21 protein-coding genes, 1 tRNA gene and 3 pseudogenes are annotated in these 20,325 nt (G+C 70.3%); 14 read left to right on the top strand and 11 right to left on the bottom strand.

All coding sequences use genetic code 11. The features are described from left to right. The first annotated feature begins 101 nt into the window (after positions 1 to 101). On the top strand, positions 102 to 2,351 hold the full coding sequence (locus AC0693_RS22160; RefSeq protein ID WP_478738042.1) for a heterodisulfide reductase-related iron-sulfur binding cluster: 2,250 nt from the start codon (positions 102 to 104) through the stop codon (positions 2,349 to 2,351). Between the two features lie 185 nt (positions 2,352 to 2,536). Continuing rightward, positions 2,537 to 3,499, top strand: a complete 963-nt coding sequence (locus AC0693_RS22165) for a Yip1 family protein (RefSeq protein WP_478802646.1) — start codon at positions 2,537 to 2,539, stop codon at positions 3,497 to 3,499. A 75-nt stretch (positions 3,500 to 3,574) separates the two neighbouring features. On the opposite strand, the gene AC0693_RS22170 is transcribed toward AC0693_RS22165, so the two are convergent. Continuing rightward, the gene (locus AC0693_RS22170; protein ID WP_356402761.1) at positions 3,575 to 4,072 is read right to left on the bottom strand and encodes a phosphoribosyltransferase; all 498 of its coding nucleotides are present in this window, start codon (positions 4,070 to 4,072) and stop codon (positions 3,575 to 3,577) included. Further along, positions 4,069 to 4,656 (bottom strand): dCTP deaminase, encoded by a 588-nt coding sequence (gene dcd / locus AC0693_RS22175; RefSeq protein WP_356402764.1) that lies wholly within the window; start codon positions 4,654 to 4,656, stop codon positions 4,069 to 4,071. The genes AC0693_RS22170 and dcd overlap by 4 nt, the downstream gene beginning before the upstream one ends. A gap of 484 nt (positions 4,657 to 5,140) precedes the next feature. On the opposite strand from dcd, the gene AC0693_RS22180 reads away from it, so the two are divergent. From AC0693_RS22180 to AC0693_RS22200, 5 genes are all read left to right on the top strand, one after another. Continuing rightward, positions 5,141 to 5,211: transfer RNA gene (locus AC0693_RS22180), tRNA-Gly, on the top strand. 729 nt (positions 5,212 to 5,940) lie between these two features. Beyond that, positions 5,941 to 6,144 carry a cold-shock protein gene (locus AC0693_RS22185; protein WP_469316087.1) on the top strand — a complete coding sequence of 68 codons (204 nt, stop codon included), beginning with the start codon at positions 5,941 to 5,943 and terminating at the stop codon, positions 6,142 to 6,144. Between the two features lie 314 nt (positions 6,145 to 6,458). Continuing rightward, a complete protein-coding gene (locus AC0693_RS22190; protein ID WP_478802647.1) occupies positions 6,459 to 7,991 on the top strand; it encodes a DEAD/DEAH box helicase in 1,533 nt (510 codons plus the stop codon). Between the two features lie 46 nt (positions 7,992 to 8,037). Further along, positions 8,038 to 8,472, top strand: coding sequence for a CBS domain-containing protein (locus tag AC0693_RS22195; RefSeq protein WP_469316085.1), 435 nt, complete (start codon positions 8,038 to 8,040; stop codon positions 8,470 to 8,472). Between the two features lie 49 nt (positions 8,473 to 8,521). Beyond that, complete coding sequence (locus tag AC0693_RS22200; protein ID WP_469316084.1) at positions 8,522 to 8,836, top strand: SCO5918 family protein; 315 nt, start codon at positions 8,522 to 8,524, stop codon at positions 8,834 to 8,836. 132 nt (positions 8,837 to 8,968) lie between these two features. On the opposite strand, the gene AC0693_RS22205 is transcribed toward AC0693_RS22200, so the two are convergent. Next, positions 8,969 to 9,373 carry an ATP-binding protein gene (locus AC0693_RS22205; RefSeq protein WP_478802648.1) on the bottom strand — a complete coding sequence of 135 codons (405 nt, stop codon included), beginning with the start codon at positions 9,371 to 9,373 and terminating at the stop codon, positions 8,969 to 8,971. 833 nt (positions 9,374 to 10,206) lie between these two features. On the opposite strand from AC0693_RS22205, the pseudogene AC0693_RS22210 reads away from it, so the two are divergent. Together AC0693_RS22210 and AC0693_RS22215 are read left to right on the top strand one after the other, a co-directional pair. Beyond that, a pseudogene (locus AC0693_RS22210) lies at positions 10,207 to 10,403 on the top strand (MerR family transcriptional regulator); the annotation flags it as partial. A 66-nt stretch (positions 10,404 to 10,469) separates the two neighbouring features. Then, positions 10,470 to 10,760, top strand: coding sequence for a PRC-barrel domain containing protein (locus AC0693_RS22215; protein ID WP_478802830.1), 291 nt, complete (start codon positions 10,470 to 10,472; stop codon positions 10,758 to 10,760). A 68-nt stretch (positions 10,761 to 10,828) separates the two neighbouring features. On the opposite strand, the gene trhA is transcribed toward AC0693_RS22215, so the two are convergent. Beyond that, positions 10,829 to 11,614 carry a PAQR family membrane homeostasis protein TrhA gene (trhA, locus tag AC0693_RS22220; protein ID WP_469331248.1) on the bottom strand — a complete coding sequence of 262 codons (786 nt, stop codon included), beginning with the start codon at positions 11,612 to 11,614 and terminating at the stop codon, positions 10,829 to 10,831. Between the two features lie 32 nt (positions 11,615 to 11,646). On the opposite strand from trhA, the gene AC0693_RS22225 reads away from it, so the two are divergent. Beyond that, positions 11,647 to 12,261 (top strand): hypothetical protein, encoded by a 615-nt coding sequence (locus tag AC0693_RS22225; protein WP_478802649.1) that lies wholly within the window; start codon positions 11,647 to 11,649, stop codon positions 12,259 to 12,261. Here AC0693_RS22225 and AC0693_RS22230 read toward each other — a convergent pair. Both AC0693_RS22230 and AC0693_RS22235 read right to left on the bottom strand, forming a co-directional pair. Further along, positions 12,208 to 12,896, bottom strand: a pseudogene (locus AC0693_RS22230) (tyrosine-type recombinase/integrase). The gene AC0693_RS22225 and the pseudogene AC0693_RS22230 sit on opposite strands and share 54 nt — an antisense overlap. Next, positions 12,893 to 13,051 carry an excisionase gene (locus AC0693_RS22235; protein WP_478802831.1) on the bottom strand — a complete coding sequence of 53 codons (159 nt, stop codon included), beginning with the start codon at positions 13,049 to 13,051 and terminating at the stop codon, positions 12,893 to 12,895. The pseudogene AC0693_RS22230 and the gene AC0693_RS22235 overlap by 4 nt, the downstream one beginning before the upstream one ends. 16 nt (positions 13,052 to 13,067) lie before the next feature. On the opposite strand from AC0693_RS22235, the pseudogene AC0693_RS22240 reads away from it, so the two are divergent. Then, positions 13,068 to 13,355 (top strand): annotated as a pseudogene (locus AC0693_RS22240) (mobilization protein); the annotation flags it as partial. 37 nt (positions 13,356 to 13,392) lie between these two features. Here the strand turns inward: AC0693_RS22240 and AC0693_RS22245 are convergent. Further along, the gene (locus AC0693_RS22245; RefSeq protein WP_478802650.1) at positions 13,393 to 13,626 is read right to left on the bottom strand and encodes an NUDIX hydrolase; all 234 of its coding nucleotides are present in this window, start codon (positions 13,624 to 13,626) and stop codon (positions 13,393 to 13,395) included. Between the two features lie 140 nt (positions 13,627 to 13,766). On the opposite strand from AC0693_RS22245, the gene AC0693_RS22250 reads away from it, so the two are divergent. Then, positions 13,767 to 13,922, top strand: coding sequence for a hypothetical protein (locus AC0693_RS22250; protein WP_478802651.1), 156 nt, complete (start codon positions 13,767 to 13,769; stop codon positions 13,920 to 13,922). A gap of 28 nt (positions 13,923 to 13,950) precedes the next feature. On the opposite strand, the gene AC0693_RS22255 is transcribed toward AC0693_RS22250, so the two are convergent. The 3 genes from AC0693_RS22255 to AC0693_RS22265 form a co-directional block, all read right to left on the bottom strand. After that, the gene (locus AC0693_RS22255) at positions 13,951 to 15,303 is read right to left on the bottom strand and encodes an FAD-dependent oxidoreductase (RefSeq protein ID WP_478802652.1); all 1,353 of its coding nucleotides are present in this window, start codon (positions 15,301 to 15,303) and stop codon (positions 13,951 to 13,953) included. Further along, positions 15,300 to 16,262, bottom strand: a complete 963-nt coding sequence (locus AC0693_RS22260; protein WP_478802653.1) for a prenyltransferase — start codon at positions 16,260 to 16,262, stop codon at positions 15,300 to 15,302. Before AC0693_RS22260 ends, AC0693_RS22255 begins: the two co-directional genes overlap by 4 nt. Before the next feature lie 200 nt (positions 16,263 to 16,462). Continuing rightward, complete coding sequence (locus AC0693_RS22265; protein ID WP_478802654.1) at positions 16,463 to 17,182, bottom strand: DUF4232 domain-containing protein; 720 nt, start codon at positions 17,180 to 17,182, stop codon at positions 16,463 to 16,465. A gap of 322 nt (positions 17,183 to 17,504) precedes the next feature. Here AC0693_RS22265 and AC0693_RS22270 point away from each other — a divergent pair, with 322 nt between their 5' ends. Beyond that, the gene (locus AC0693_RS22270) at positions 17,505 to 18,959 is read left to right on the top strand and encodes a helix-turn-helix domain-containing protein (protein ID WP_478802655.1); all 1,455 of its coding nucleotides are present in this window, start codon (positions 17,505 to 17,507) and stop codon (positions 18,957 to 18,959) included. Positions 18,960 to 18,961: 2 nt separating this feature from the next. On the opposite strand, the gene AC0693_RS22275 is transcribed toward AC0693_RS22270, so the two are convergent. Next, the gene (locus AC0693_RS22275; protein WP_478802656.1) at positions 18,962 to 20,020 is read right to left on the bottom strand and encodes a phosphotransferase family protein; all 1,059 of its coding nucleotides are present in this window, start codon (positions 20,018 to 20,020) and stop codon (positions 18,962 to 18,964) included. Between AC0693_RS22275 and AC0693_RS22280 the strand changes: the two genes are divergently transcribed. Beyond that, complete coding sequence (locus tag AC0693_RS22280) at positions 20,019 to 20,270, top strand: hypothetical protein (RefSeq protein WP_478802657.1); 252 nt, start codon at positions 20,019 to 20,021, stop codon at positions 20,268 to 20,270. The two genes, AC0693_RS22275 and AC0693_RS22280, sit on opposite strands and share 2 nt — an antisense overlap. Positions 20,271 to 20,325 lie beyond the last annotated feature (55 nt).

Below are 20,325 nucleotides of genomic sequence, written 5' to 3' on the forward strand. Positions count from 1 at the left end.
CATTGCGGTCCGGGAAATGGGTAATCTCAAGGCTTGACTGACTAAGTTACTGCTTAGTAAGTGCCCGAGTGCCCGCCCTGGCCCGCCCGAGGAGCCTTCCCATGCAACTCGCCGCGATCATCGTGTCGCTGGTCCTGACCGTGGTCGGCGTCGCGCTGCTCGCCCGAGCCGTGGCGCAGATCTACCGGTTCGTGAAGCTCGGCCAACCCGTACCGGCGGGCAGCCGCACGGACCGGCCGAAGGAGCGGACCCTCACCCTGGTCCGGGAGTTCCTCTTCCACAGCCGGATGAACCGCTGGGGCATCGTCGGCTTCGCGCACTGGTTCGTCGCGATCGGCTTCCTGACGCTGCCCCCGACGCTCGCGCAGGCCTACGGCCAGCTCTTCCAGGCCGACTGGACGCTGCCGGTCATCGGCGGCTTCCTGCCGTTCGAGCTGTACATCGAGTTCATCGGCGTGATGACGACCGTCGGCATCCTGGTGCTGATGGCCATCCGACTGGCCAGCCTGCCCTCGCGGGCCGGCCGCAAGTCCCGCTTCGCGGGCTCGAAGGCCTGGCAGGCGTACTTCGTCGAGTACATCATCCTCACCATCGGCCTCGCGATCCTCACCCTGCGCGGCCTCGAAGGCGCGATCCACCACGTCGACCACTACGAGCCGGCGTACTTCCTCTCGTACCCGCTGGTGCTGGCCTTCAAGGGCCTCTCGGTCTCCACGCTGCAGACGCTCATCTACTTCACCGCGATGATCAAGATCGGCACCTCGCTGATCTGGATGATCGTCGTCTCGCTCAACACCAACATGGGTGTCGCCTGGCACCGCTTCCTCGGCTTCCCGAACATCTGGTTCAAGCGGAACGCCGACGGCGGGGCGGCGCTCGGCGCCCTCCAGCCGATGACGAGCGGCGGCAAGGAGATCGACTTCGAGGAGCCGGGCGAGGACGACGTCTTCGGCGTCTCCCAGGTCGAGCAGTTCTCCTGGAAGGGCATCCTCGACTTCTCCACCTGCACCGAGTGCGGCCGCTGCCAGTCGCAGTGCCCGGCCTGGAACACGGGCAAGCCGCTGTCCCCGAAGCTCCTGATCATGTCCCTGCGCGACCACGCGCACGCCAAGGCGCCGTACCTGCTCGCGGGCGGCGGCAAGGACATGGAGGGCAACGAGAAGGCGACCCCGGAGCAGCTGAAGGACGTACCGGCGGCGGCCCTGGCGGAGGCGGAGCGTCCGCTCATCGGCACCGTCGAGGAGAACGGCGTCATCGACCCGGACGTGCTCTGGTCCTGCACCAGCTGCGGCGCGTGCGTGGAGCAGTGCCCGGTCGACATCGAGCACATCGACCACATCGTCGACATGCGCCGCTACCAGGTGATGATCGAGAGCGCGTTCCCGTCCGAGGCGGGCACGATGCTCAAGAACCTGGAGAAGAAGGGCAACCCCTGGGGGCTGGCCAAGAAGCAGCGCGTCGAGTGGACGAAGGAGGTGGACTTCGAGGTCCCGATCATCGGCAAGGACGCGGAGGACCTCTCCGAGTTCGACTACCTCTACTGGGTCGGCTGCGCCGGCGCGCTGGAGGACCGGGCCAAGAAGACCACGAAGGCCTTCGCGGAGCTGCTGAACATCGCGGGCGTCAAGTTCGCGATCATGGGCGGCGACGAGAAGTGCACGGGTGACTCCCCGCGCCGCCTCGGCAACGAGCCGCTCTTCCAGCAGCTCGCCCAGGAGAACGTCGCCATGCTGAACATGGCCTTCGGCGAGGACGACGAGGACCCGGAGACGAAGAAGCCGAAGTCGGCGAAGCGGATCGTCTCGACCTGCCCGCACTGCTTCAACACCATCGCGAACGAGTACCCGCAGCTGGGCGGCGAGTACGAGGTCATCCACCACACGCAGCTGCTCCAGCACCTCATCGACGAGGGCCGCCTCACGCCGGTCACCCCGGTCGACGGGCTGATCACCTACCACGACCCCTGCTACCTGGGCCGGCACAACAAGGTCTACACGCCGCCGCGCGAGATCATGTCGGCCGTCCCGGGCCTGCGCCAGCAGGAGATGCACCGCCACAAGGAGCGGGGCTTCTGCTGCGGCGCCGGTGGCGCGCGGATGTGGATGGAGGAGCGGATCGGCAAGCGCATCAACAACGAGCGCGTCGAGGAGGCCCTGTCCCTGAACCCGGACATCGTCTCGACCGCCTGCCCGTTCTGCCTGGTCATGCTGACCGACTCGGTCAACGGCAAGAAGAACGACGGCCAGGCCAAGGAGTCGGTGCAGGTCGTCGACGTGGCGCAGCTGCTGCTGGAGTCGGTACGGACCCCCGCGGAGCCGGAGGCGGAGCCCGCGGCCGAGCCCGCGAGCTAGCGGGGGCACACGCACGACGGAGCGGCCGGTACCCCTGGGCAAGGGGGACCGGCCGCTTCGCCGTCCCGGCGCACGAGACGCAGGACTACGGGGTTCCCCTAGGGGATGTCACAGGTCAGCCGCAAAGGCCCCCGGTTCCGGCCGCCCGCGCACCACCGGCCGCCGGACCGGGTACGTTCGATCACGTGGCAGGATTCAGGATGGGACGCGGCCGGAACAACAACCGCTCTCCGCAGCAACCCCCGCAGCAGCAACCGCCGTACGGGCAGCAGCAGGCGCCGCCGTACGGCCGTCCGGCGCACCCCCCGGCGGGGCCGCCGTCGCAGCAGCAGTGGCCCCAGCCGTCGCCCGGCGGGCACGGCGAGCCGGAGTACTTCGACCCCCGCGCGGGCGCCCCGGGCGGGCCTCCGTACGCGGGTGGCCAGGGCGGTCCCCCGTACGCGGGCGGCCAGGGTCACGACGGCTACGGCGGGCAGGGCGGTCACGGCGGCGGTTCGTACGCGGACAACCCCGGCTACACGCAGGCCTTCGCCGTCGGCGAGGACCCGTACGGCCAGGGCGCGACCTACCACGCGGGCGGCGCCCAGGCCCCGGTCGGGCCCAGCGGTCCGCGACTGGAGTGGAAGGACCTGCTCCGGGGCATCGTCATGCGGCCCGGCCCGACCTTCCTCCAGATGCGCGACCACGCCGTCTGGGGTCCGGCTCTGATCGTGACGTTCCTGTACGGCCTGCTCGCGGTCTTCGGCTTCGACAAGGCGCGCGAGGACGTCATCAAGGCGACCCTGGCCAACGCCGTCCCGATCGTGCTCAGCTCGGCGGTGGCCTTCGTCATCTGCGGTCTGATCCTGGGCGCGGTCACGCACACCCTGGCCCGCCAGCTCGGCGGCGACGGCGCGTGGCAGCCGACGATCGGCCTGTCGATGCTGGTCATGTCGGTCACGGACGCCCCGCGCCTGCTGTTCGCCCTGTTCCTCGGCGGCGACAACGTCCTCGTCCAGATCCTGGGCTGGGCGACCTGGGTGGCGGCCGGCGCCCTGTTCACCTCGCTGGTCAGCAAGTCGCACGACCTGCCGTGGCCGAAGGCGCTCGGCGCGTCCGCGATCCAGCTGATCGCCCTGCTGTCGATCATCAAGCTCGGCACCATCTAGCCGGCGGCTCCGCGCACGTCATGGGGGAGGGCCCGTACGCCATGCGTACGGGCCCTCCCCCATGACGTGCGCGGCTCAGGCGTCGAGGACCTGGCCCTCGCGCTTCACGACGGGCGGCTCGACCGACCAGGGGAAGTTGATCCACTCGTCGGTCTTCTTCCACACGTACTCGCACTTCACGAGGGAGTGGGACTTCTCGTAGATCACGGCCGACCGCACCTCGGCGACGTGGTCGAGGCAGAAGTCGTGCACCAGCTTGAGCGTCTTGCCGGTGTCGGCGACGTCGTCGGTGATCAGCACCTTCTTGGCGGTGAAGTCGATGACCTCGGGGACGGGCGACAGCATGACGGGCATTTCGAGCGTCGTGCCCACGCCGGTGTAGAACTCCACGTTCACGAGGTGGATGTTCTTGCAGTCCAGTGCGTACGCCAGGCCGCCCGCGACGAAGACGCCGCCGCGCGCGATGCTGAGGATGATGTCGGGCTCGTAGCCGTCGTCGGCGATGGTCTGCGCCAGCTCGCGGACGGCGCGTCCGAACCGCTCGTAGTCGAGGTTCTCGCGTACTTCGCTCATGCCTGGTGCCTCACCTGGGTGCGGTGGAAGTTCTGGAAGGACCGCGAGGCCGTCGGGCCGCGCTGCCCCTGGTAACGGGAGCCGTAGCGCTCGCTCCCGTACGGGAACTCGGCGGGCGAGCTGAGCCGGAACATGCATAGCTGCCCGATCTTCATACCGGGCCAGAGCTTGATGGGCAGCGTCGCGACGTTCGACAGCTCCAGCGTGACGTGCCCGGAGAAGCCCGGGTCGATGAACCCGGCGGTCGAATGCGTCACCAGCCCCAGGCGGCCCAGGCTGGACTTCCCCTCCAGCCGGGAGGCGAGGTCGTCGGGCAGCGAGATGACCTCGTAGGTCGAGGCGAGCACGAACTCGCCCGGGTGGAGGATGAACGCCTCGTCCCCCTCGGGCTCGACCATCCGGGTCAGATCCGGCTGCTCGGTGGCGGGGTCGATGTGCGCGTAGCGGTGGTTCTCGAACACCCGGAAGAACCGGTCGAGCCGTACGTCGATGCTGGAGGGCTGCACCATCGAATCCTCGAACGGGTCGATGCGAACCCGTCCGCTGTCGATCTCGGCACGGATGTCTTTGTCGGAGAGAAGCACGTCCCGAGGATACGCAGAGCGCGCGGGCCACCCCCAATCGAGTGCGCCCGCGCGCGTCCGCTCCGCTCCTGCTCCGGGCCCGTGCCCGCCGCGGCTACCGCTTGGCTGAGCCCACGGGCACCGCGTGCCGCAGCCGCGCGCACCGCGGGCACCGGATGAGCCGCCCCGGACCGATCCGGCCGGCCCCGAGCTGCTGCATCGGGAACGAAGCGGTACTGAATACATGCCCTTCGGCACAACGGACGACGGTGTGCTCCATCGAGTCCCTTTCCCCAACGAGCCGTGCTGCGACGAATCGCCACATTAGGGGATGAAGAACACCCACTCCAGTCGCCGCTCCGCACCCCAACGGTACGCCCCAACTCCCGCCCCCACAGGCCCCGGTACCCCCACCACCACCCGAGCCCCGCGGGTCCGAATTCACCGACAAGGGATCATGGGGTACAGTGTGCAACGATGCGGCACCAGCCAATTGGCCCGCTGCGCGGATGTAGTTTAATGGTAGAACATGAGCTTCCCAAGCTTATAGCGCGGGTTCGATTCCCGTCATCCGCTCTTGCAAGAAGGCCCAGGTCAGCGACCTGGGCCTTCTTCGTTGTCTAGACCTCTCAGCCCTTGCCGTGCCCTCCACGTGCCCCAACTCGCGGGAAAGCCCTGGCCAGAGGGCCCTTCGCGCACCACTTGCGCCACGGGAACGCGCTTCCGTCCCGCTCCGCGAGCGGCAATTCGCATGATCCACGCCACAGGCCCACTCCCACGCGCCCGTTCGCACCCTGAAATGCGGACGATCAACCACCCGCCCGCGCTGCTCAGTTCGCGAGGGCACAGCAGCGAGGGCACAGCACCCCCACCGAGCCCGGGCGCCCCAGTCGTCCGAGGCTGTCCCGTCAAGCAGTTGGGCGCGGGAGAACTGCACAGAGGCACGCCCGCTCCGAGCATCCCGGGCCGCCTCCACGGAAACAACGGCGAGCAGTTAAAAAGCGCTGCGCTCGGGGTGAATCAATATCTGTCGCCGCAACCTGAGAATTTAACGGATCCCGCGGGGAGGGTTCCTACCGCCGTGCGGCGGCCGGAAATACTCGGCACACAAAGGCCGCTGTAACGTGCTACTGTCGTTCTCGGTTGCAGTTTTGGTACCCAAGAACTTCAAGCGCCTCCAGCTGGAATTCATTCCACATGGGAGCGCTTTGTATTTCCCGGTCTTTTACCGGGCGGGGCATCATCGCGGCGACGCGGCATCCGCACAGTGCAGACGCCGATGTATTGCCCCAAAGGAGATATGACATGACTGCTGGTACCGTGAAGTGGTTCAACGCGGAAAAGGGCTTCGGCTTCATCGAGCAGGACGGTGGCGGCGCTGATGTGTTCGCCCACTACTCGAACATCGCCGCCCAGGGCTTCCGCGAGCTGAACGAGGGTCAGAAGGTCACCTTCGACATCGCGCAGGGCCAGAAGGGCCCGACGGCCGAGAACATCGTTCCCGCCTGACGCTGACACGCGTTCTGCAGCTGGGGCCCGCATCCCTCGGGGTGCGGGCCCCAGCTGCATGCATTTCCCGCGGTGCGTTCACCCGCGGTCTCAACCATTGAGAGATCGGCCGACCGGCCCTCTCGTGGTTGCACTCGATTTCATTTTCTTGGTTGTCGCGCCCACACGGCGCCACCTTATTTCAGCGTCTGAGCCCACAGATTCCCTGTCCGCCAGATCTGCTTTCACATTCGATTCGGCCCGTTCTCGCAATTCCCTGCGCCGCTCCTACGCTGCGGGAATTCCTTGATAGGTGCCGTCAAGGAAGGTTCCGCATGAACCCCACACGTACGAACGAGCGCTCTTCTCGCACCCGCGGCCGCACCGGCGGCCCCGCCTTCGCCGCCGGCTCCGGTTCGGGCCGGGGCAGCCGCTTCGGCCCGTCGGCCCCGAGCCGCTCCGGAGGTCCGAGCCGCTCCGGAGGCCCGAGCCGCTCGGGCGGCTACGGCCGCCGGCCCGCCGCTGTGCAGGGCGAGTTCGCACCGCCGAAGACGATCACCCCCGCGCTCCCCGCCGTCGAGGCCTTCGCCGACCTCGCCATGCCGGTCCAGCTGCTGGCCACGCTCGGCCGCGAGGGCATGGCCACCCCGTTCCCGATCCAGGCCGCCACGCTGCCCAACACCCTCGCGGGCCGCGACGTCCTGGGCCGTGGGCGCACCGGATCGGGCAAGACCCTGGCCTTCGGCCTCGCCCTGCTGGCCCGTACGGCGGGCCAGAGCGCCGAGTCGGGCCGGCCCCTCGCGCTGATCCTCGTACCGACGCGTGAACTCGCACAGCAGGTCACCGCTGCCCTCACCCCCTACGCCCGGGCGGTCAAGCTGCGCCTGGCCACCGTCGTCGGCGGCATGCCGATCCACCGCCAGGCCGGTGCGCTGCGCGCCGGGGCCGAAGTGGTCGTCGCCACGCCGGGTCGTCTCAAGGACCTCATCGACCGCGGTGACTGCCGGTTGAACCAGGTCGCCATCACCGTCCTGGACGAGGCCGACCAGATGGCCGACATGGGCTTCATGCCCCAGGTCACAGCCCTCCTGGACCAGGTGCGCCCCGAGGGTCAGCGGATGCTGTTCTCCGCCACCCTCGACCGCAACGTCGACCTGCTGGTCCGCCGCTACCTGACCGACCCGGTCGTGCACTCCGTCGACCCCTCGGCCGGGGCCGTGACCACGATGGAACACCACGTCCTGCACGTCCACGGCGCCGACAAGCAGCGGACGACGACGGAGATCGCGGCCCGCGACGGCCGGGTGATCATGTTCCTGGACACCAAGCACGCCGTGGACCGCCTCACCCAGGACCTCCTCGACAACGGGGTCCGCGCCGCCGCCCTGCACGGCGGGAAGTCGCAGCCGCAGCGCACCCGCACCCTGGCCCAGTTCAAGACCGGACACGTCACCGTGCTGGTCGCCACCAACGTGGCGGCGCGCGGCATCCACGTCGACAACCTGGACCTCGTCGTCAACGTCGACCCGCCGACCGACCCCAAGGACTACCTGCACCGCGGCGGCCGTACCGCCCGCGCCGGTGAGTCCGGCAGCGTCGTCACCCTCGTCACCCCCAACCAGCGCCGCGAGATGGCCCGGCTGATGGCGGCCGCGGGCATCACCCCGCAGACCACCCAGGTCCGCTCGGGCGACGAGGCCCTGAGCCGCATCACCGGCGCCCAGGCACCCTCCGGCATCCCGGTCACCATCACCGCCCCGGTGTCCGAGCGGCCCAAGCGCAGCACCTCCTCCCGCGGCCGCCGCGGGAGCGCCTCGGCCGCCCGGCGCACGAGCGCACGTCAGTCCGCCTACGACGCGGCGGCCTGACAACGACGTGATCCGGAACCTGACCCGCCACTGCAGGAGGCACCTTTTGACGCTGGTCCAGATGCAGACCCGCCCGGCACCCGCCGAGGCCCGTGCCGACCTCGTCCACCGTGCCGACCTCGTCCACGCGACGGTGGACGACGCCATGAAGGCGGCCGGTCCACAGGTCTGCGACGACATGACCGTCGAGGTGGCCCTGGCCGTCATGGCCGGCTCCCGCGCGGACCATCTGCTCGTCTGCGACGAGGACGGCCTGTGCACCGGGCTGGTCACCCGCGTCCAGCTCGCTGCCGTCCGCGACAGCACGGCGTACACGGACCGGCTCCGCCTGCGCGATGTCCCCGGCGACCGCGGAGCGTTCACCTCGCCCATGACCACGACGGCCGAGGCCGAGCACGCGATGCGCTACCGCAAGCTGGCCGCCCTGCCCGTCGTCGATGAACAAGGCAGCGCCCTGGGCGTCCTCGCCCTCGCCCGCTGAACCACCTCACCGTGGTCGGACCGTTCCCCTCTTCTCCCTGTGAGGCAACATGCGCTGTGTCATCGCCCGCTTCCCGTTCGACCTGACCAAAAGCGGTGTCCTGGAGTCCATGAAGGGCGTCAAGCCGGAGCAGGTCCTCGGCGAGTCCGTGATCATCGGCCGCCGCACCTACCCCGTCAAGCAGGTCGGCCAGGTCGTCACCCGCCAGGACCGCCGCGACTTCAGCATCGGGGAAGTCGTCCGCGCCATGACCCAGCTCGGCTTCACCTGCCGCGGAGGCCTTCCCCGGACCGCCGTGGCCACTCGCGTGCTCAGCCCCCTCCAGCGGGCCTCCTCGATGCTCGGCACCCCGGTGACCGCCTGACGGGTGGGCCCTGCGCCCGCCGCCACCCGAACAGCGAAGAGGGCCCGACCGGCACACGCCGCTCGGGCCCTTCCGCGTACCCGGAGTCCCTGCGGAAAGGCGCTGCGTCGGCTGCTCGCCCGCGGGCCGCGGCTATCCGCGGGTCCGACGGGGCAGGAGGGCGCGTACGGTCTTGCCGCCTTCGGGCGTGGGCGTGACGATGGTGGCGCGGGCGAGGTCGTTGACCATGTGCCAGCCGAACCCGCCGGTGCCGTCCACGAGGTCGGGTGTGCGCATGCGCGGCGGGTGGTGGCTGGAGTCCTCGACGGAGACCTCGATGGTGTCGGGTTGGGCGGCCAGCCGGAGCGTGTGGACACCGCCGCCGTGGCGCAGCGCGTTGGTGACGAGCTCGGAGACGACCAGGATCACGGCGTCGGCGCATTCCGGTTCGATGGCCGTCCGCCCGAGCGCTCCGAGGAAGGACCGGGCAGTCCGACGCGCCTCGGCGACGGCGGCCAGAGGACGAAGTGCTGTGCGCTCGGCGCTCATCGCGGTCATCGCGCGCTCCTGGTCTGTTGTCGGTGTCCGGCCTTGCCTGCCCGGCCGTTGTGCCCTCCCCCACGACTGCTCAATCTGACGGAACATGATTACCTCAGTGGCGCGCACTCAAAAATCTATCCTGGCTGGAGTAGACATTGGGCGGTGGCGTGGTTATGGTTTCTCTCGTAGCCCAGAGAGACAGCAGGGCTTGGCAGAGACGAACTGCCAGGCAGCAGTACACGCAGTACCTGTAGGTGCAGTGCGCAGGACGGTGCGGTGGTGGAGTTTCGAAGCCAGAGCTTTGCAGGACGGCGACGGGACTGACGACCGGACCGGGCAGCCCGCAGTGATCAGGGGCCACCACAGGCAGTACCCAGCAGTGAAGTCAGCGAGCAGCACCTTGGTGAAGGCGTCGGCTGCGGACGCGCGCACCGGGAAGTTCGGCAGTGGGGTTCCAAGCCAGAGCAGACGCAGGATGGGCAACGGGGCTGGCTGCCGAAGCGGCGCTAGGTCAGGCCGCGAGTAGTGCAAGCGGGCAGCGGTACCAGCAGTAAGCATCACCAGCATTACCCAGTCTCCCCGCTTGAGTAGTTGATCACCGAGGGAAGAACGGAGGAGCTTGGCGCCATCAGGATCGCCCCGGGCCGGCAGGTCGAAGCCCGGGTACCGCAGGACATCGTTAGTGAGGTGGTCTCCGGTCGATCAACCGCGATCCCCGCACCCCGATCTCGTATGACTCGGGTCTGCGGACACAGAAGGCCGGCGCAGTAACAGGGTCGGCAGATGGTGTAGCAGTTCCTTCGGGGCCCTGGTGCCATAGGTACCAGGGCCCCTCCACGCGTTCCGGAAAAATGACAGCAGATGATTCGTTCGGCCGTCTCGATGACGACGACTACCCCGCTTACACCACGGTCCGGGCCGCAGCGATGCTCGGCACCACCAAGGTTTCCTCCGCGCCCTGGACGAGGCTCGCCTCATCACCCCGCTCCGCTCGGACGGCGGTCACCGCCGCTACTCCCGCTACCAGCTGCGCATCGCCGCCCGCGCCGTGAACGGAGAGTGGATCTACTCGGACAGCGGCTACACGTCCGGGCAGTCACTGGTGGGATTCACCATGGAAGCCACTGACGGTGTCATCGGGAACGTCGACCGACAGCAGGACCAGCCCGGCATGCAGCACCTGGTCGTCGACACCGGCGTGTGGGTGTTCGGCAGGAGCGTCCTGATCCCGGCCGGCGCCATCACCCTCATCGACACCGAAGCGCAGGTGGTGACGGTCTCGGCCACGCAGGAAGACATCAAAGCCGCGCCCCGGTTCACCACCGACAGCGAAACGGCCGACCAGGCCTACCTGTCCGCGGTCGGCGACCACTACGTCTCCCTCCACCGCCCGCCCGCGCCCTGACCCCAAGCCGGCCGGCAACTCACCGGCCCCACACAAATGGGCGGGTACGCATCAACACGTCGTCACGCTCACCCGGCAGCGACGAAGACGGCGGTGTAATGCGCCGCGAAAGCTGCCACGGTCAGGGCGTGGAACACCTCGTGGTAGCCGAACCAGCGGGGTGAGGGGTCGGGACGCTGGAGGGCGTACACGACCGCGCCCGCGCTGTAGAGCAGCCCGCCCGTCACGATCAGGGTGAGTACGGCCGCGCCGCCGTTGTGCAGGAAATCGGGCAAGTAGCGCACCGGTGCCCAGCCCAGGGCCAGGTAGCAGGGGGTGTACAGCCAGCGGGGCGCTCCGATCCACAGGACGCGGAAGGCGATGCCGGCCAGAGCGCCCGTCCACACGATCCACAGGAGGACGGAGCGCTGGTCAAGGGCGAGCAGGAGCACGGCCAGCGGGGTGCAGGTGCCGGCGATGATCAGGAAGATGTTGGCGTGGTCCAGGCGGCGCAGGACGGCCTCGCCGAGCGGTCCCCAAGTGCCGAGGTGGTAGACGGCACTCGTCCCGAACAGCAGCCAGGCGGTGACGGCGTACACCGTGCAAGCCACAGTGGCCTGCGGTGTGCCCGCCAGACAGATCAGGACGATGCCCGCGGCGAGAGACGCCGGGACCATGCCCGCATGGAGCCAGCCCCGTAGCTTCGGCTTGATCGGCTCCACCAGATCGGCCGCGCGCTCGAACAGGTCGGCGGGAGGCTCGGAGCCCTCGCTTCCACCATCCGTCGGTGCGGAGACAACATGGCCGGCTACGACGTCGTCCCGGGGCACTTCTTCCCGTCCTGACACGTGCTGCTGGGCATCACTGGCAACCATGAGTCCATGCTAGGAGCCTGTCCGGAGCGGCATTGCCCGAGGGGCGTCGCAGTCTCCGGCGCGGCATCAGCGGGCGGGGCCGGTTCGGCCCCCTCGAGTTCCGCTCCCACGCGTCCACCCCCCTTTCCCATCAGCTGGAACAGCGGCTGGGACTGGACCCACACCTCGAAGCCGGCCGAATCGATGTGGAGCGCGTCGCGGACATCGCCGTCGTCGCTTCGGCACACTCCGACGGATACGCGGCCACCGCACACCTCCTCGGCCTACTGGCCGCGCTCCCCGCCCCCACCGAGTCCGGAGAGCACTTCTGGTCGGACCTGTGGAGGTCCTCGGGCTCCCTCTACTTGCTGCCCGCCAACATCAAGGCGTGTGTGCTCAGTTCACTGGCAGGAGAAGGCACCGGCCTGGCCGGCCAGATCCTCTCGGCCTTCGACGAGATGACCCCGCCCCAGCGCATCGCGGCCGGAGAGGTCATCGGCCAGGCACTCGCCGAGTCCGACCACCTCCCCGATCTCAAAACACAGGTCATCGGCGAGCTGTGGCTCCGCGACCTCGAGCTCACCGCCTGGCGCGTCCTGCACGCGGACCACAAATCAGCCGATCCGTCCAGGCGGGAAGCCTTCTTCGACGCATGGAAGAGTGTCTGATCCGTTGTCGCGGGCAGTCCGAACCCGGGCGTCGATGCCCCGGGCGACCTCCTGCTGGCGTTCGTCGCGCCGGACTGGGTGGAGAGGGTGTGGCCGGTGTGGCTCAGGTCGTAGAAGCGGAAGTCCTTCGGCAGGCCGACCTGCGCGCGGGCTTTGGCCCGCTTGCGGCCGAAGGACGTGCGCCGGAACGGCGCTCCCTTCTTCCCCACGAACAGCAGCCACTTGGCGACCGTCGTGGCACCGGTGGCGGCCAGTCGCTCGGGCCGCCAGGTCCGCACGGTCGGCGGGGTGATCTCGTCCAGGTCGAGGTCGCCGAAGCCGGGGAGGACGTGGATGCGTAGGAGGCGGCGGTACAGCTCGTCCGTGGTGGCGGCCAGGCCCCGCTCGTTGACCCACTTCAGCGCATACGCCTCGAAGTTGACCTTGCCCATGTCGGGGTCGGTCCAGTGGTTGCGCTGGATGTCCGCCTTGGTGAGGGTGAGCCGGTCCTGGGCGTCCGTCTTCGTTGCGAAGGTCTCCGGGGCCTTGCGGCGGCTGCCGTCGGGTGCCCAGTAACGCGCCTGCCAACGGCCGGACGGAAGCTGGCGGGTGGTCCCGAATTCGCGCCGACGCTGCGGCTTACGGGCCGCCGTCAGGCCGCCATCCCGAAGCCGGAACGGGCGTCGCGGAGGGTGGGGACGGTGCTCGCGGCGATGTACGCGGCCAGCACGCTGTCGGCGATGCGGACGTGCTTGCCGAACTTGGCGTAGCCGATGCGGCGTTCCTGGATGAGGCGCCGAATGAAGCGCACGCCGGTGCCGGCGGTAGGAACCGTGGCCGCCCAGCTCGCCGCCGCCGGCGAAGTCCTGGACGCCCTCGCCAAGACCTCCGCCGCCCGCACCCGCGCCCAGCTGCGGCAAGCGGCCATGGCCTTCGAACGGGCGGCCCGCTCCCACGTGCGCGCCGACCGCGGCCGGGACCAGGCCCTACGGCAGGCTGCCCGCGATCTCGTGCACAGCGGTCCGGCCCTGGGTCGGGGTGAAGACGGTGCCACGGGCGCGATGCTGATCGACACGGCGTTCTTCCTCGCCGCGGCGGCGTCCGCCTGGCACGCCGGCGTTGGCCCCGGCGACATGTCCACATGCCGTACGACTAGGCCACGGCCCCCGCCGCGAGAGTGCCGGCGCCGATGGCGCCCCGCAGAACGTGGGCGATCTCGTTTGGCTTGAGGTAGATGCCGTCGAGCCCCTCCGCTGTCAGCGGGATCTCCTCCAGCGCGTACTCGCCGCGTCCCGCGGCGCTGAACTCGGGGCCGGTGCGGTCTTCGAAGGACCACGTCGCGATGCGGGCGAGGTAGAAGAGCCGGCGCTCGTCGTCGGACTCCATCGTGTGCAGGAGGCGGACGGGCCGAAGAGCACCTCCACCTCGCCCTGGACATCCACGTCCTCGACCGCCGCCGCACCCGCGCCATCGTCCTCGCCGACCTCGGCGGCGTACGCCTCCGTCAGGGCGACGTGGACGGAGCCATGGCCACCTGGCGCGACTTCCTCGACTGCGCCGACGGCATCCGCTCCGTGAAGGTCCAGGCCGCCCTCCAGGACATGCGCGTCCGCCTGCGCCGGTACAGCGGAGTGCCGGAGGCCCAGGAGCTCCGAAAGCGCGCGGCTCGCGTTTCGGAGTGACCAGGAGGGACTCGGGCGAACCCCACGTTCACCGAGGTGCTTGGCAGCCGGGATCTCGAAGGCCCTGCCGTTTGAGCGCTGCAAGGACAACGCGCGGGCGGATGAGTGTGGTGGGCGGAGCGCTCAGGCCCGCCACGCGGATCAGGGCGTCCGTGGCAGCTGAGTCGTGTGGTGCAGCACCGTGCAGCCGGGTCACGTATGCGTTGCCCAGACGGGCGGCGAGAGCGCGCACTCCCTTACCTCCGGTGTGCTGCAAATCTCTCGTCGTCGACAGGAACCACGGGCGGTTGATGATCCTGCCGACGTCGCGCACGAAAGCCTGCGAGCTCGGGTCGGTGCCGCGGCCGAGATGGGCTCGCAGGGCCATGACTTCCATCGCGGCCACGGTCATGCCCTGGCTGTAGCTGGGGTTGAGGCTGCACACGGCGTCGCCGAGCACGAGCAGCCGCTCTGGGAAACGGGACAGCCGCTCGTAGCGTCTGCGTACGCTCGCCGGAACGTGGAAGGCGATCGGATCCGTTAGCGGCGTAGCACCGCGAATGCGTTCGTACACCTCGGCGGCGGGCAGAGACCTGCAGAACTCGAGGTATCCGTCCGGGTCGACGGGCGGATGATCGCCGAGGATCCCCGTGAGAGACAGGTAGTAGGTGTCGTCGCCGGCACGGCCGAAGACCGCCCCCCGCGGGTTGGTGCGTGAGGCCAGACACGTAAGGAACTGGGCGCCGTTGAGGGACTTCGGGCTGCGGTACAGGCGTGTGACGTAGGCGAGGCCGATGGCCATGCGCTCCTCGGGCGGCCGTTCGTAGCCCAACTGCTCCAGCCACACGGGCGTGCGCGACCCACGGCCGCAGGTGTCGACGACGAGGTCGGCGCCGAGGCTGAATTCGCCAACGGCCCCTGCAGCTGCCGACCGCAGTCGGACACCGGTCACGCGGCCTCGGCACGGGGTGGCCTCCAGTCCGGTCAGCTCGGTCCGCTCCAGGAAGGTGACGCCCGGCCGCGCGACCACCTTGCCGCGGATGTAGTCCTCCAGCACGGGGCGCTGTGTGGTCACCGTCGGCAGACCGGTGCGCGCGGCGCGGAACCGGTCGCCGTTGAAGTACCAGTGCTGCTCGCCCAGGTCTCCCATCGGGAAACGCGCACGTCGCATCTCGTCGAGGATGCCGGGAAACAGTTCCTCGAGGATCATGCAGCCGCGGGCGTGCAGGCCATGGGCGTGATCCGCATGAGGGGTTCCGCGCCGCGAGTCCCGTACGCCGACGACCTTGTCGCGTTCGACGACGATGACCTCGCGGTAGAAGTCGGACAGCACTCTGGCCGCGAGCGTGCCGCTGATGCTGCCGCCGACCACGACGGCCCGGTCGCCGACCGGGCCGTTCATGAGGGGTGTCCGACGATCAGCGCGGCGGCGAGGCCTACGGAGCCGAGGTCGATGGAGAGCAGCACCAGGAACCGGGCCGTACGCAATCTCCGCACGTACACCCCGTACCAGAGTTGGATCAGGTGCAGGACGACGACCGGAGCGGCGAACACGAGCGTGCCGGGCCTCAGCGGCGTCGCGCCGAACAGCACTGCCAGCAGCACCGCGTGCACCGCCACCAGCATGTGGAGAGCGACGGCGAACCACAGCGGGGGCAGTATGACGGCGAGGGTCTTGCGGCCCACGGCTGCGTCGCCGGACCTGTCGGAGGCGTTGCCGTACGACACGACCAGGAGCAGCCACAGTCCGAACAACGCGCCCACCAGCAGGGCCTCGCGGCTGACCGTGCCGGCGACGATCCAGTAAGGCATGATCACCGTCCAGGCACCGGTGACCAGGATCGCCGATTCAAGCCCCAACGGCCGGTAGCTGAGCTTGATGCCGCACGAGTACTGGACGCCCAGGACCTGTACGGCGAACGCGACCGCGATCGCCGGCGCGGGTACCCGCCAGCCCAGAATGCCCGCCCCCACCGGGATGGCGAGGACGCCGACGGTCCCGGTGACGAGGGCGAATCCGACGGCCTGGGGCAGGGACAGCTCACCGGTGATCAGGGGTTTCCTGACCCTCGTCACCCGAGGTCTGCCCTGGTAGTTGTGCTCGTCGCTGCCGTTCAAGTACCCGGTGACGTCGTCAGCGGCCGCCGCACTCCACTGCACTGCCAGGGTGCCGACCAGCACACAGGCCAGGGCGAGCACGTCCTCTCGGCTCGCGTCGCTGAGGAAGCCCTCCGATCGCAGGAGCAGCAACCCGAGGGCCCAGCCGTAGATGTAGTGGTACATCCGTGCCTTGCCGAGCCTGAGGTAGCTGACGATCCCCGGCCGGGCACGGATCGACGTGGCGACCGATGGTGCGTACACGGGGATCACGCGGCCTTCGAGCCGCTGGACCGCGTCACCTCGAGCAGCTGGAACGTGACGGGGACACCTCCCGCGTGGAAAGTCCGCTCTCCCTTCGCGGTGGACGAGCCTTCTGCCAGTCACGGACAGGGGTCGGTTCACCGCGCCGAGTCGATACCGGACTCGGCGAGCACGCGGAGCGGTGTCTGACGGGATGGCGCTCAGAAGGCGTTCAGGGCGTCGCGGGTGTTCGTGCGGTACAGGCCGACCTTCGGGTGGGCGACGGTGCCCGGCTTGGCCAGCCGGAGGTTGACGCCGTCCGCGTTCGGCATGTGCTCCTCGTCGGCCAGGACGTTGACCTCGTCGGCCACGGGGCCGCTGCCGGCCGTCGGGTTGAGGTTCACGGCGGCGTACGCGGTGGCGCCGGGGCGCACCGGGTACGCCGGGGCGCCGCCCAGGCCGCCGGGGGCGGTGGCCTGGAGACCGAGCGCGCCGCCCTTGGCGCTGAAGCCGATGGTGGGGAAGTAGTCCAGGCCGCAGGAGGTCGAACCGTTGTTGGTGACGGTGATGATGCGGACGGTGGCCGGAGTGCCCGCCGGGGAGGTGACCTTGACGGTCAGGTTCCGCGCCGAGCAGGGGTGGGTGTAGGCGTAGGCGTCACCGGTGGTGCTCCCCGTGTCCTTGCCGCCCGCACCGGCCTTCGCCGGGGTGACGGTGGTGCCCGTGCCGGTTCCGGTGACCTTCCCGGTGGACGAGGCGGCGCCCTCCCCGGACGGCGTCACGGTCCCGGTCGAGGCCGGCTTGTCGGCGCTCTTGGTCGTGGCGGGGTCCGCGGCCGGGCCGGCGGCGCTGTGCGAGCCGCCGCCGCAGGCGGTCAGGGCCAGAGCGAGGCCGGCGGTGACGGTGGCCAGGGCGGTGGTGCGGAGTCGGTAGGTGCGCATGGGGAACTCTCCGTATCGGTGCGGTCGTCAGGCGGAGGGTTTGCGTTTCCCGGCTGACGAGACGTGGGGTGCGGCTGCTGTTCCGGTCGGCTGCTGCCGCAGGCGGCCGAGGGTGGCCCGTGGGCGCCCTCCCGTTGCGACCGCCGGATCCGACCGGCGATCCCATCGGCGGACCGACGGGTTGATGACGCAACTGTGGGGCCGGTTTCGTCCCAGTGGCGGTCGGCCCGGGATAGTAGGGACCCTGGAACGCTCCCGACCCCTCTCACCTGGGCGATCGGGCGAGCCTGGAACGTGCTTCCGGGATGAGGGGGAGGGTGGAATGGCCACGGAGACGGAGCGGTTCGCGGAGCTGATGCGCGGATTCAAAGAGCGCTCGGGTCGCAGCTACGGCACGCTCGCGAAGCGGCTGCACTCCAGCAACTCGACGCTGCACCGCTATTGCAGCGGCACTGCGGTGCCCACGGATTACGCCCCGGTGGAGCGGTTCGCCCGGGTCTGCGGTGCCTCGGCCGACGAACTGCTCGCGCTGCACCGGCAGTGGCTGCTGGCGCTGGTGGAGCGGCGGCGGGGGGTGACGCAGGGGCAGGACCCGGCGGCGGGGGCGGCGAACTCCGCGGCTCCGCGGGGCGGTGACGCCGCGCCTGAAGCACCGGCTTCTTCGGCGGATGTGGTGGCCGGGGAGGCCTCGGAGGTCCGGCCCCCGGCGGAGACCGGCCCCGTACCGGTCCCTACGCCCGCCCCCGACCCCGCACCGGCACAGGCACCGACGGAGGCCCCCGCCCCCGCACCGCAGGAGCCCGCACACGCCCTCGGCGCCCTCATCCAGCCGGGCTCCGCCCGGGCCTCCGTACCGGCGGCCCGGCGTCCTCGGCTGCTGCTGGCCGTTGCGGCCGCCGTGGCCACCGTCGCGGTGGCGGGAACCGCCGCCGCCCTCTCCGCCATGGGGGATGCGGGTCACGCGGACCCGCGCCACGGCGCCGCCCAGCCGTCCTCGCGCGAACGGGCGGCGGCGGGCCCGGCCCTGCCGTCCGGCGCGCCGTCTTCACCCACGCCCGCAGCCGGTTCCGCATCCCCGTCCGGCCCCGGACCCTCGTCCCCCTCGGCGACGCCCGGGACCGCCTCGCCGGCCGCCGGCCGGGAGGGGGCCTCCGCCACCGCCCCGTTCACGGTCAACGTGCTGCCCGACAACTGGGGCAGCCCCTGCGACCAGTGGTTCGCCCTGGACAAGGCACCCGGTACGGTTCCCCCGCCCCCCGCCGGGCAGGCGACCGAAGGGTGGGCCCGGACCCTGGGCGCCGTCCCCGCGGGGCATCTGCGCCTGCAGCTGACCGTCCAGGGCACCGAGGGCAAGCCCGCGGTCCTGCACGCCCTGTACGTCCACGTCGTGAGCGGCCGCAAGGCTCCCGGCTGGAACGCCTACACCATGGGGTCCGGCTGTGGCGGCGCGCTGGTGCCGGCGTCCTTCGCCGTGGCCCTGGACGATGCCTCCCCGCGGGCCAGGTCCGTACCCGGCAAGGAGGGCGAGCGGCCGACGGCGTCGACCGACTTCCCGTACAAGGTCTCCGCCACCGACCCCCAGGTGCTGAACATCGACGCCGCCACACTCGGTCAGGACGTCAGCTGGTACCTGGAGCTGGCCTGGAGCAGCGGCGACCGCCACGGCACCACCCGCATCGACGACCACGGCCGCCCGTTCCGCACGGTCGCCATGAACGCCGGCCACGGCTACTGGTACGACGAGAACCACAACGCCTGGCTCCCGCACACGGGCTGAACCTAGTCCCAGATGTCGGTGTCGGTCGGGGGCAGGGGCCGCAGGGTGGGCCATTGGGCGAGGAGGCGGGTGGCGAGGGTGGTGCTGAGGTGGCCCAGGGCGTGCAGGTGGTCGTGGGTGCGGGTCAGGCCGGCCACCGCGCGCAGGCGGTGGAGCAGGCGCTCGCGGGCGGAGACGTAGCCCCACTCGAAGTCCTCGGTGGGGATGCGGGCGAGGTGGTCGACCGTGCCGCGGTGGGCCCGTTCGACGAGGGCGTCGCCCTGGATCAGCCAGGCCGCGCACGCGTCGGCGAGGTCACCCGGGACGTCCTTGCCGGTGAGGTCGCGCCAGGTCGTCCGGTAGACGTCCTCGGCTTCCGCGAGCGGGGCCGGGGCGACCGACATGGCACATCCGCAGGTGGGGAAGCCGATGCGGAGGTAGGCCAGTTCCATCAGGCCGTTGCCGAGCGATGCCCGCTCGAAGTCGATGAAGCGGAGGCCGTCGGCGCTGTACAGGTCGTTGCCGGGACAGGGGTCGCCGTGCAGCAGTGCGTGGTGCCCGGCGGGGTCCAAGCGGTCCAACAGGGCGGCGAGTTCGTCGGGGACCGCCGGCGGGACGGGCACGTCCAGTGCCCGGGCCAGGGCGAGGAAGGACTCCGCGTCGGCGGCCGTGGGTCCCGACCAGGCCGGCAGCGCGCCCGCGTCGGCGGGGCCGGTCAGGGCGTGCAGCCGGGCCAGTGACTCGGCGTACCCCGGCATCCAGTCGGCCGTCCTGCCGAGGTCGTCCACGTGCTCCAGGACCAGCACCCGCGAGGGCGGGTCCGTGGCCAGCAGCGCGGGGGCCACGGCGGGTCCGGCGGCCCGGCCCGCCAGCCGCAGGGCGGCGACCTCGCGCGCGAAGCGGGTGGGGGCGTCGGCGTCCGCATCACCGACCTCGGTGATCTGCTTGACGATCACCAGCTGTCCGTCGGCCAGCCGCACCCGCCACACCCGAGAACGGGGGCTGCTCTCCAGGAGTTTGCTCTGGTCCGGGGTGCCCACGGTGGTGAGCAGCGCCTCGTCGAAGGGGACAGGATTCGGCATGCCGGTGAGCGTATCCGCCGGTCAGCGCATGCGCGCGGGCCTTTTCCCGGGCACTGACGCCGAGCACTCCTTCAACGCGATCGACGGCGACGAGCGGCACGGTGGCGCCGGCTTCTGCACCGAGGAGCGGGAGCAGCTGTGCGACTACATCGACCGCAGCCTGACCGGGAGCGGTGTGGACGTGACCGCGCTCGCGGCGAGGCGGGGCATCGACCGGTCGGAGATAACCGACCGGTGGCGCGACTGGTGACGACGCCCGCGCGGCCGGGTCTCAGCAGCCGCCGGAGGGGCCGGACGCGCCGATC

The sequence above is a fragment of the Streptomyces sp. NPDC043876 genome, from assembly GCF_056435825.1.

Excerpts from the sequence above, each read along its gene's own strand:
- AC0693_RS22245 (WP_478802650.1), bottom strand. The coding sequence starts at position 13,626 with ATGGAGTCCGACGACGAGCGCCGGCTCTTCTACCTCGCCCGCATCGCG.
- AC0693_RS22215 (WP_478802830.1), top strand. The coding sequence starts at position 10,470 with ATGGAAGCCACTGACGGTGTCATCGGGAACGTCGACCGACAGCAGGAC.
- AC0693_RS22190 (WP_478802647.1), top strand. The coding sequence starts at position 6,459 with ATGAACCCCACACGTACGAACGAGCGCTCTTCTCGCACCCGCGGCCGC.
- AC0693_RS22280 (WP_478802657.1), top strand. The coding sequence starts at position 20,019 with ATGCCGGTGAGCGTATCCGCCGGTCAGCGCATGCGCGCGGGCCTTTTC.
- AC0693_RS22250 (WP_478802651.1), top strand. The coding sequence starts at position 13,767 with ATGGCCACCTGGCGCGACTTCCTCGACTGCGCCGACGGCATCCGCTCC.
- AC0693_RS22275 (WP_478802656.1), bottom strand. The coding sequence starts at position 20,020 with ATGCCGAATCCTGTCCCCTTCGACGAGGCGCTGCTCACCACCGTGGGC.
- AC0693_RS22205 (WP_478802648.1), bottom strand. The coding sequence starts at position 9,373 with ATGACCGCGATGAGCGCCGAGCGCACAGCACTTCGTCCTCTGGCCGCC.
- trhA (WP_469331248.1), bottom strand. The coding sequence starts at position 11,614 with ATGGTTGCCAGTGATGCCCAGCAGCACGTGTCAGGACGGGAAGAAGTG.
- AC0693_RS22170 (WP_356402761.1), bottom strand. The coding sequence starts at position 4,072 with ATGAGCGAAGTACGCGAGAACCTCGACTACGAGCGGTTCGGACGCGCC.
- AC0693_RS22265 (WP_478802654.1), bottom strand. The coding sequence starts at position 17,182 with ATGCGCACCTACCGACTCCGCACCACCGCCCTGGCCACCGTCACCGCC.
- AC0693_RS22200 (WP_469316084.1), top strand. The coding sequence starts at position 8,522 with ATGCGCTGTGTCATCGCCCGCTTCCCGTTCGACCTGACCAAAAGCGGT.
- AC0693_RS22270 (WP_478802655.1), top strand. The coding sequence starts at position 17,505 with ATGGCCACGGAGACGGAGCGGTTCGCGGAGCTGATGCGCGGATTCAAA.
- AC0693_RS22160 (WP_478738042.1), top strand. The coding sequence starts at position 102 with ATGCAACTCGCCGCGATCATCGTGTCGCTGGTCCTGACCGTGGTCGGC.
- AC0693_RS22185 (WP_469316087.1), top strand. The coding sequence starts at position 5,941 with ATGACTGCTGGTACCGTGAAGTGGTTCAACGCGGAAAAGGGCTTCGGC.
- AC0693_RS22255 (WP_478802652.1), bottom strand. The coding sequence starts at position 15,303 with ATGAACGGCCCGGTCGGCGACCGGGCCGTCGTGGTCGGCGGCAGCATC.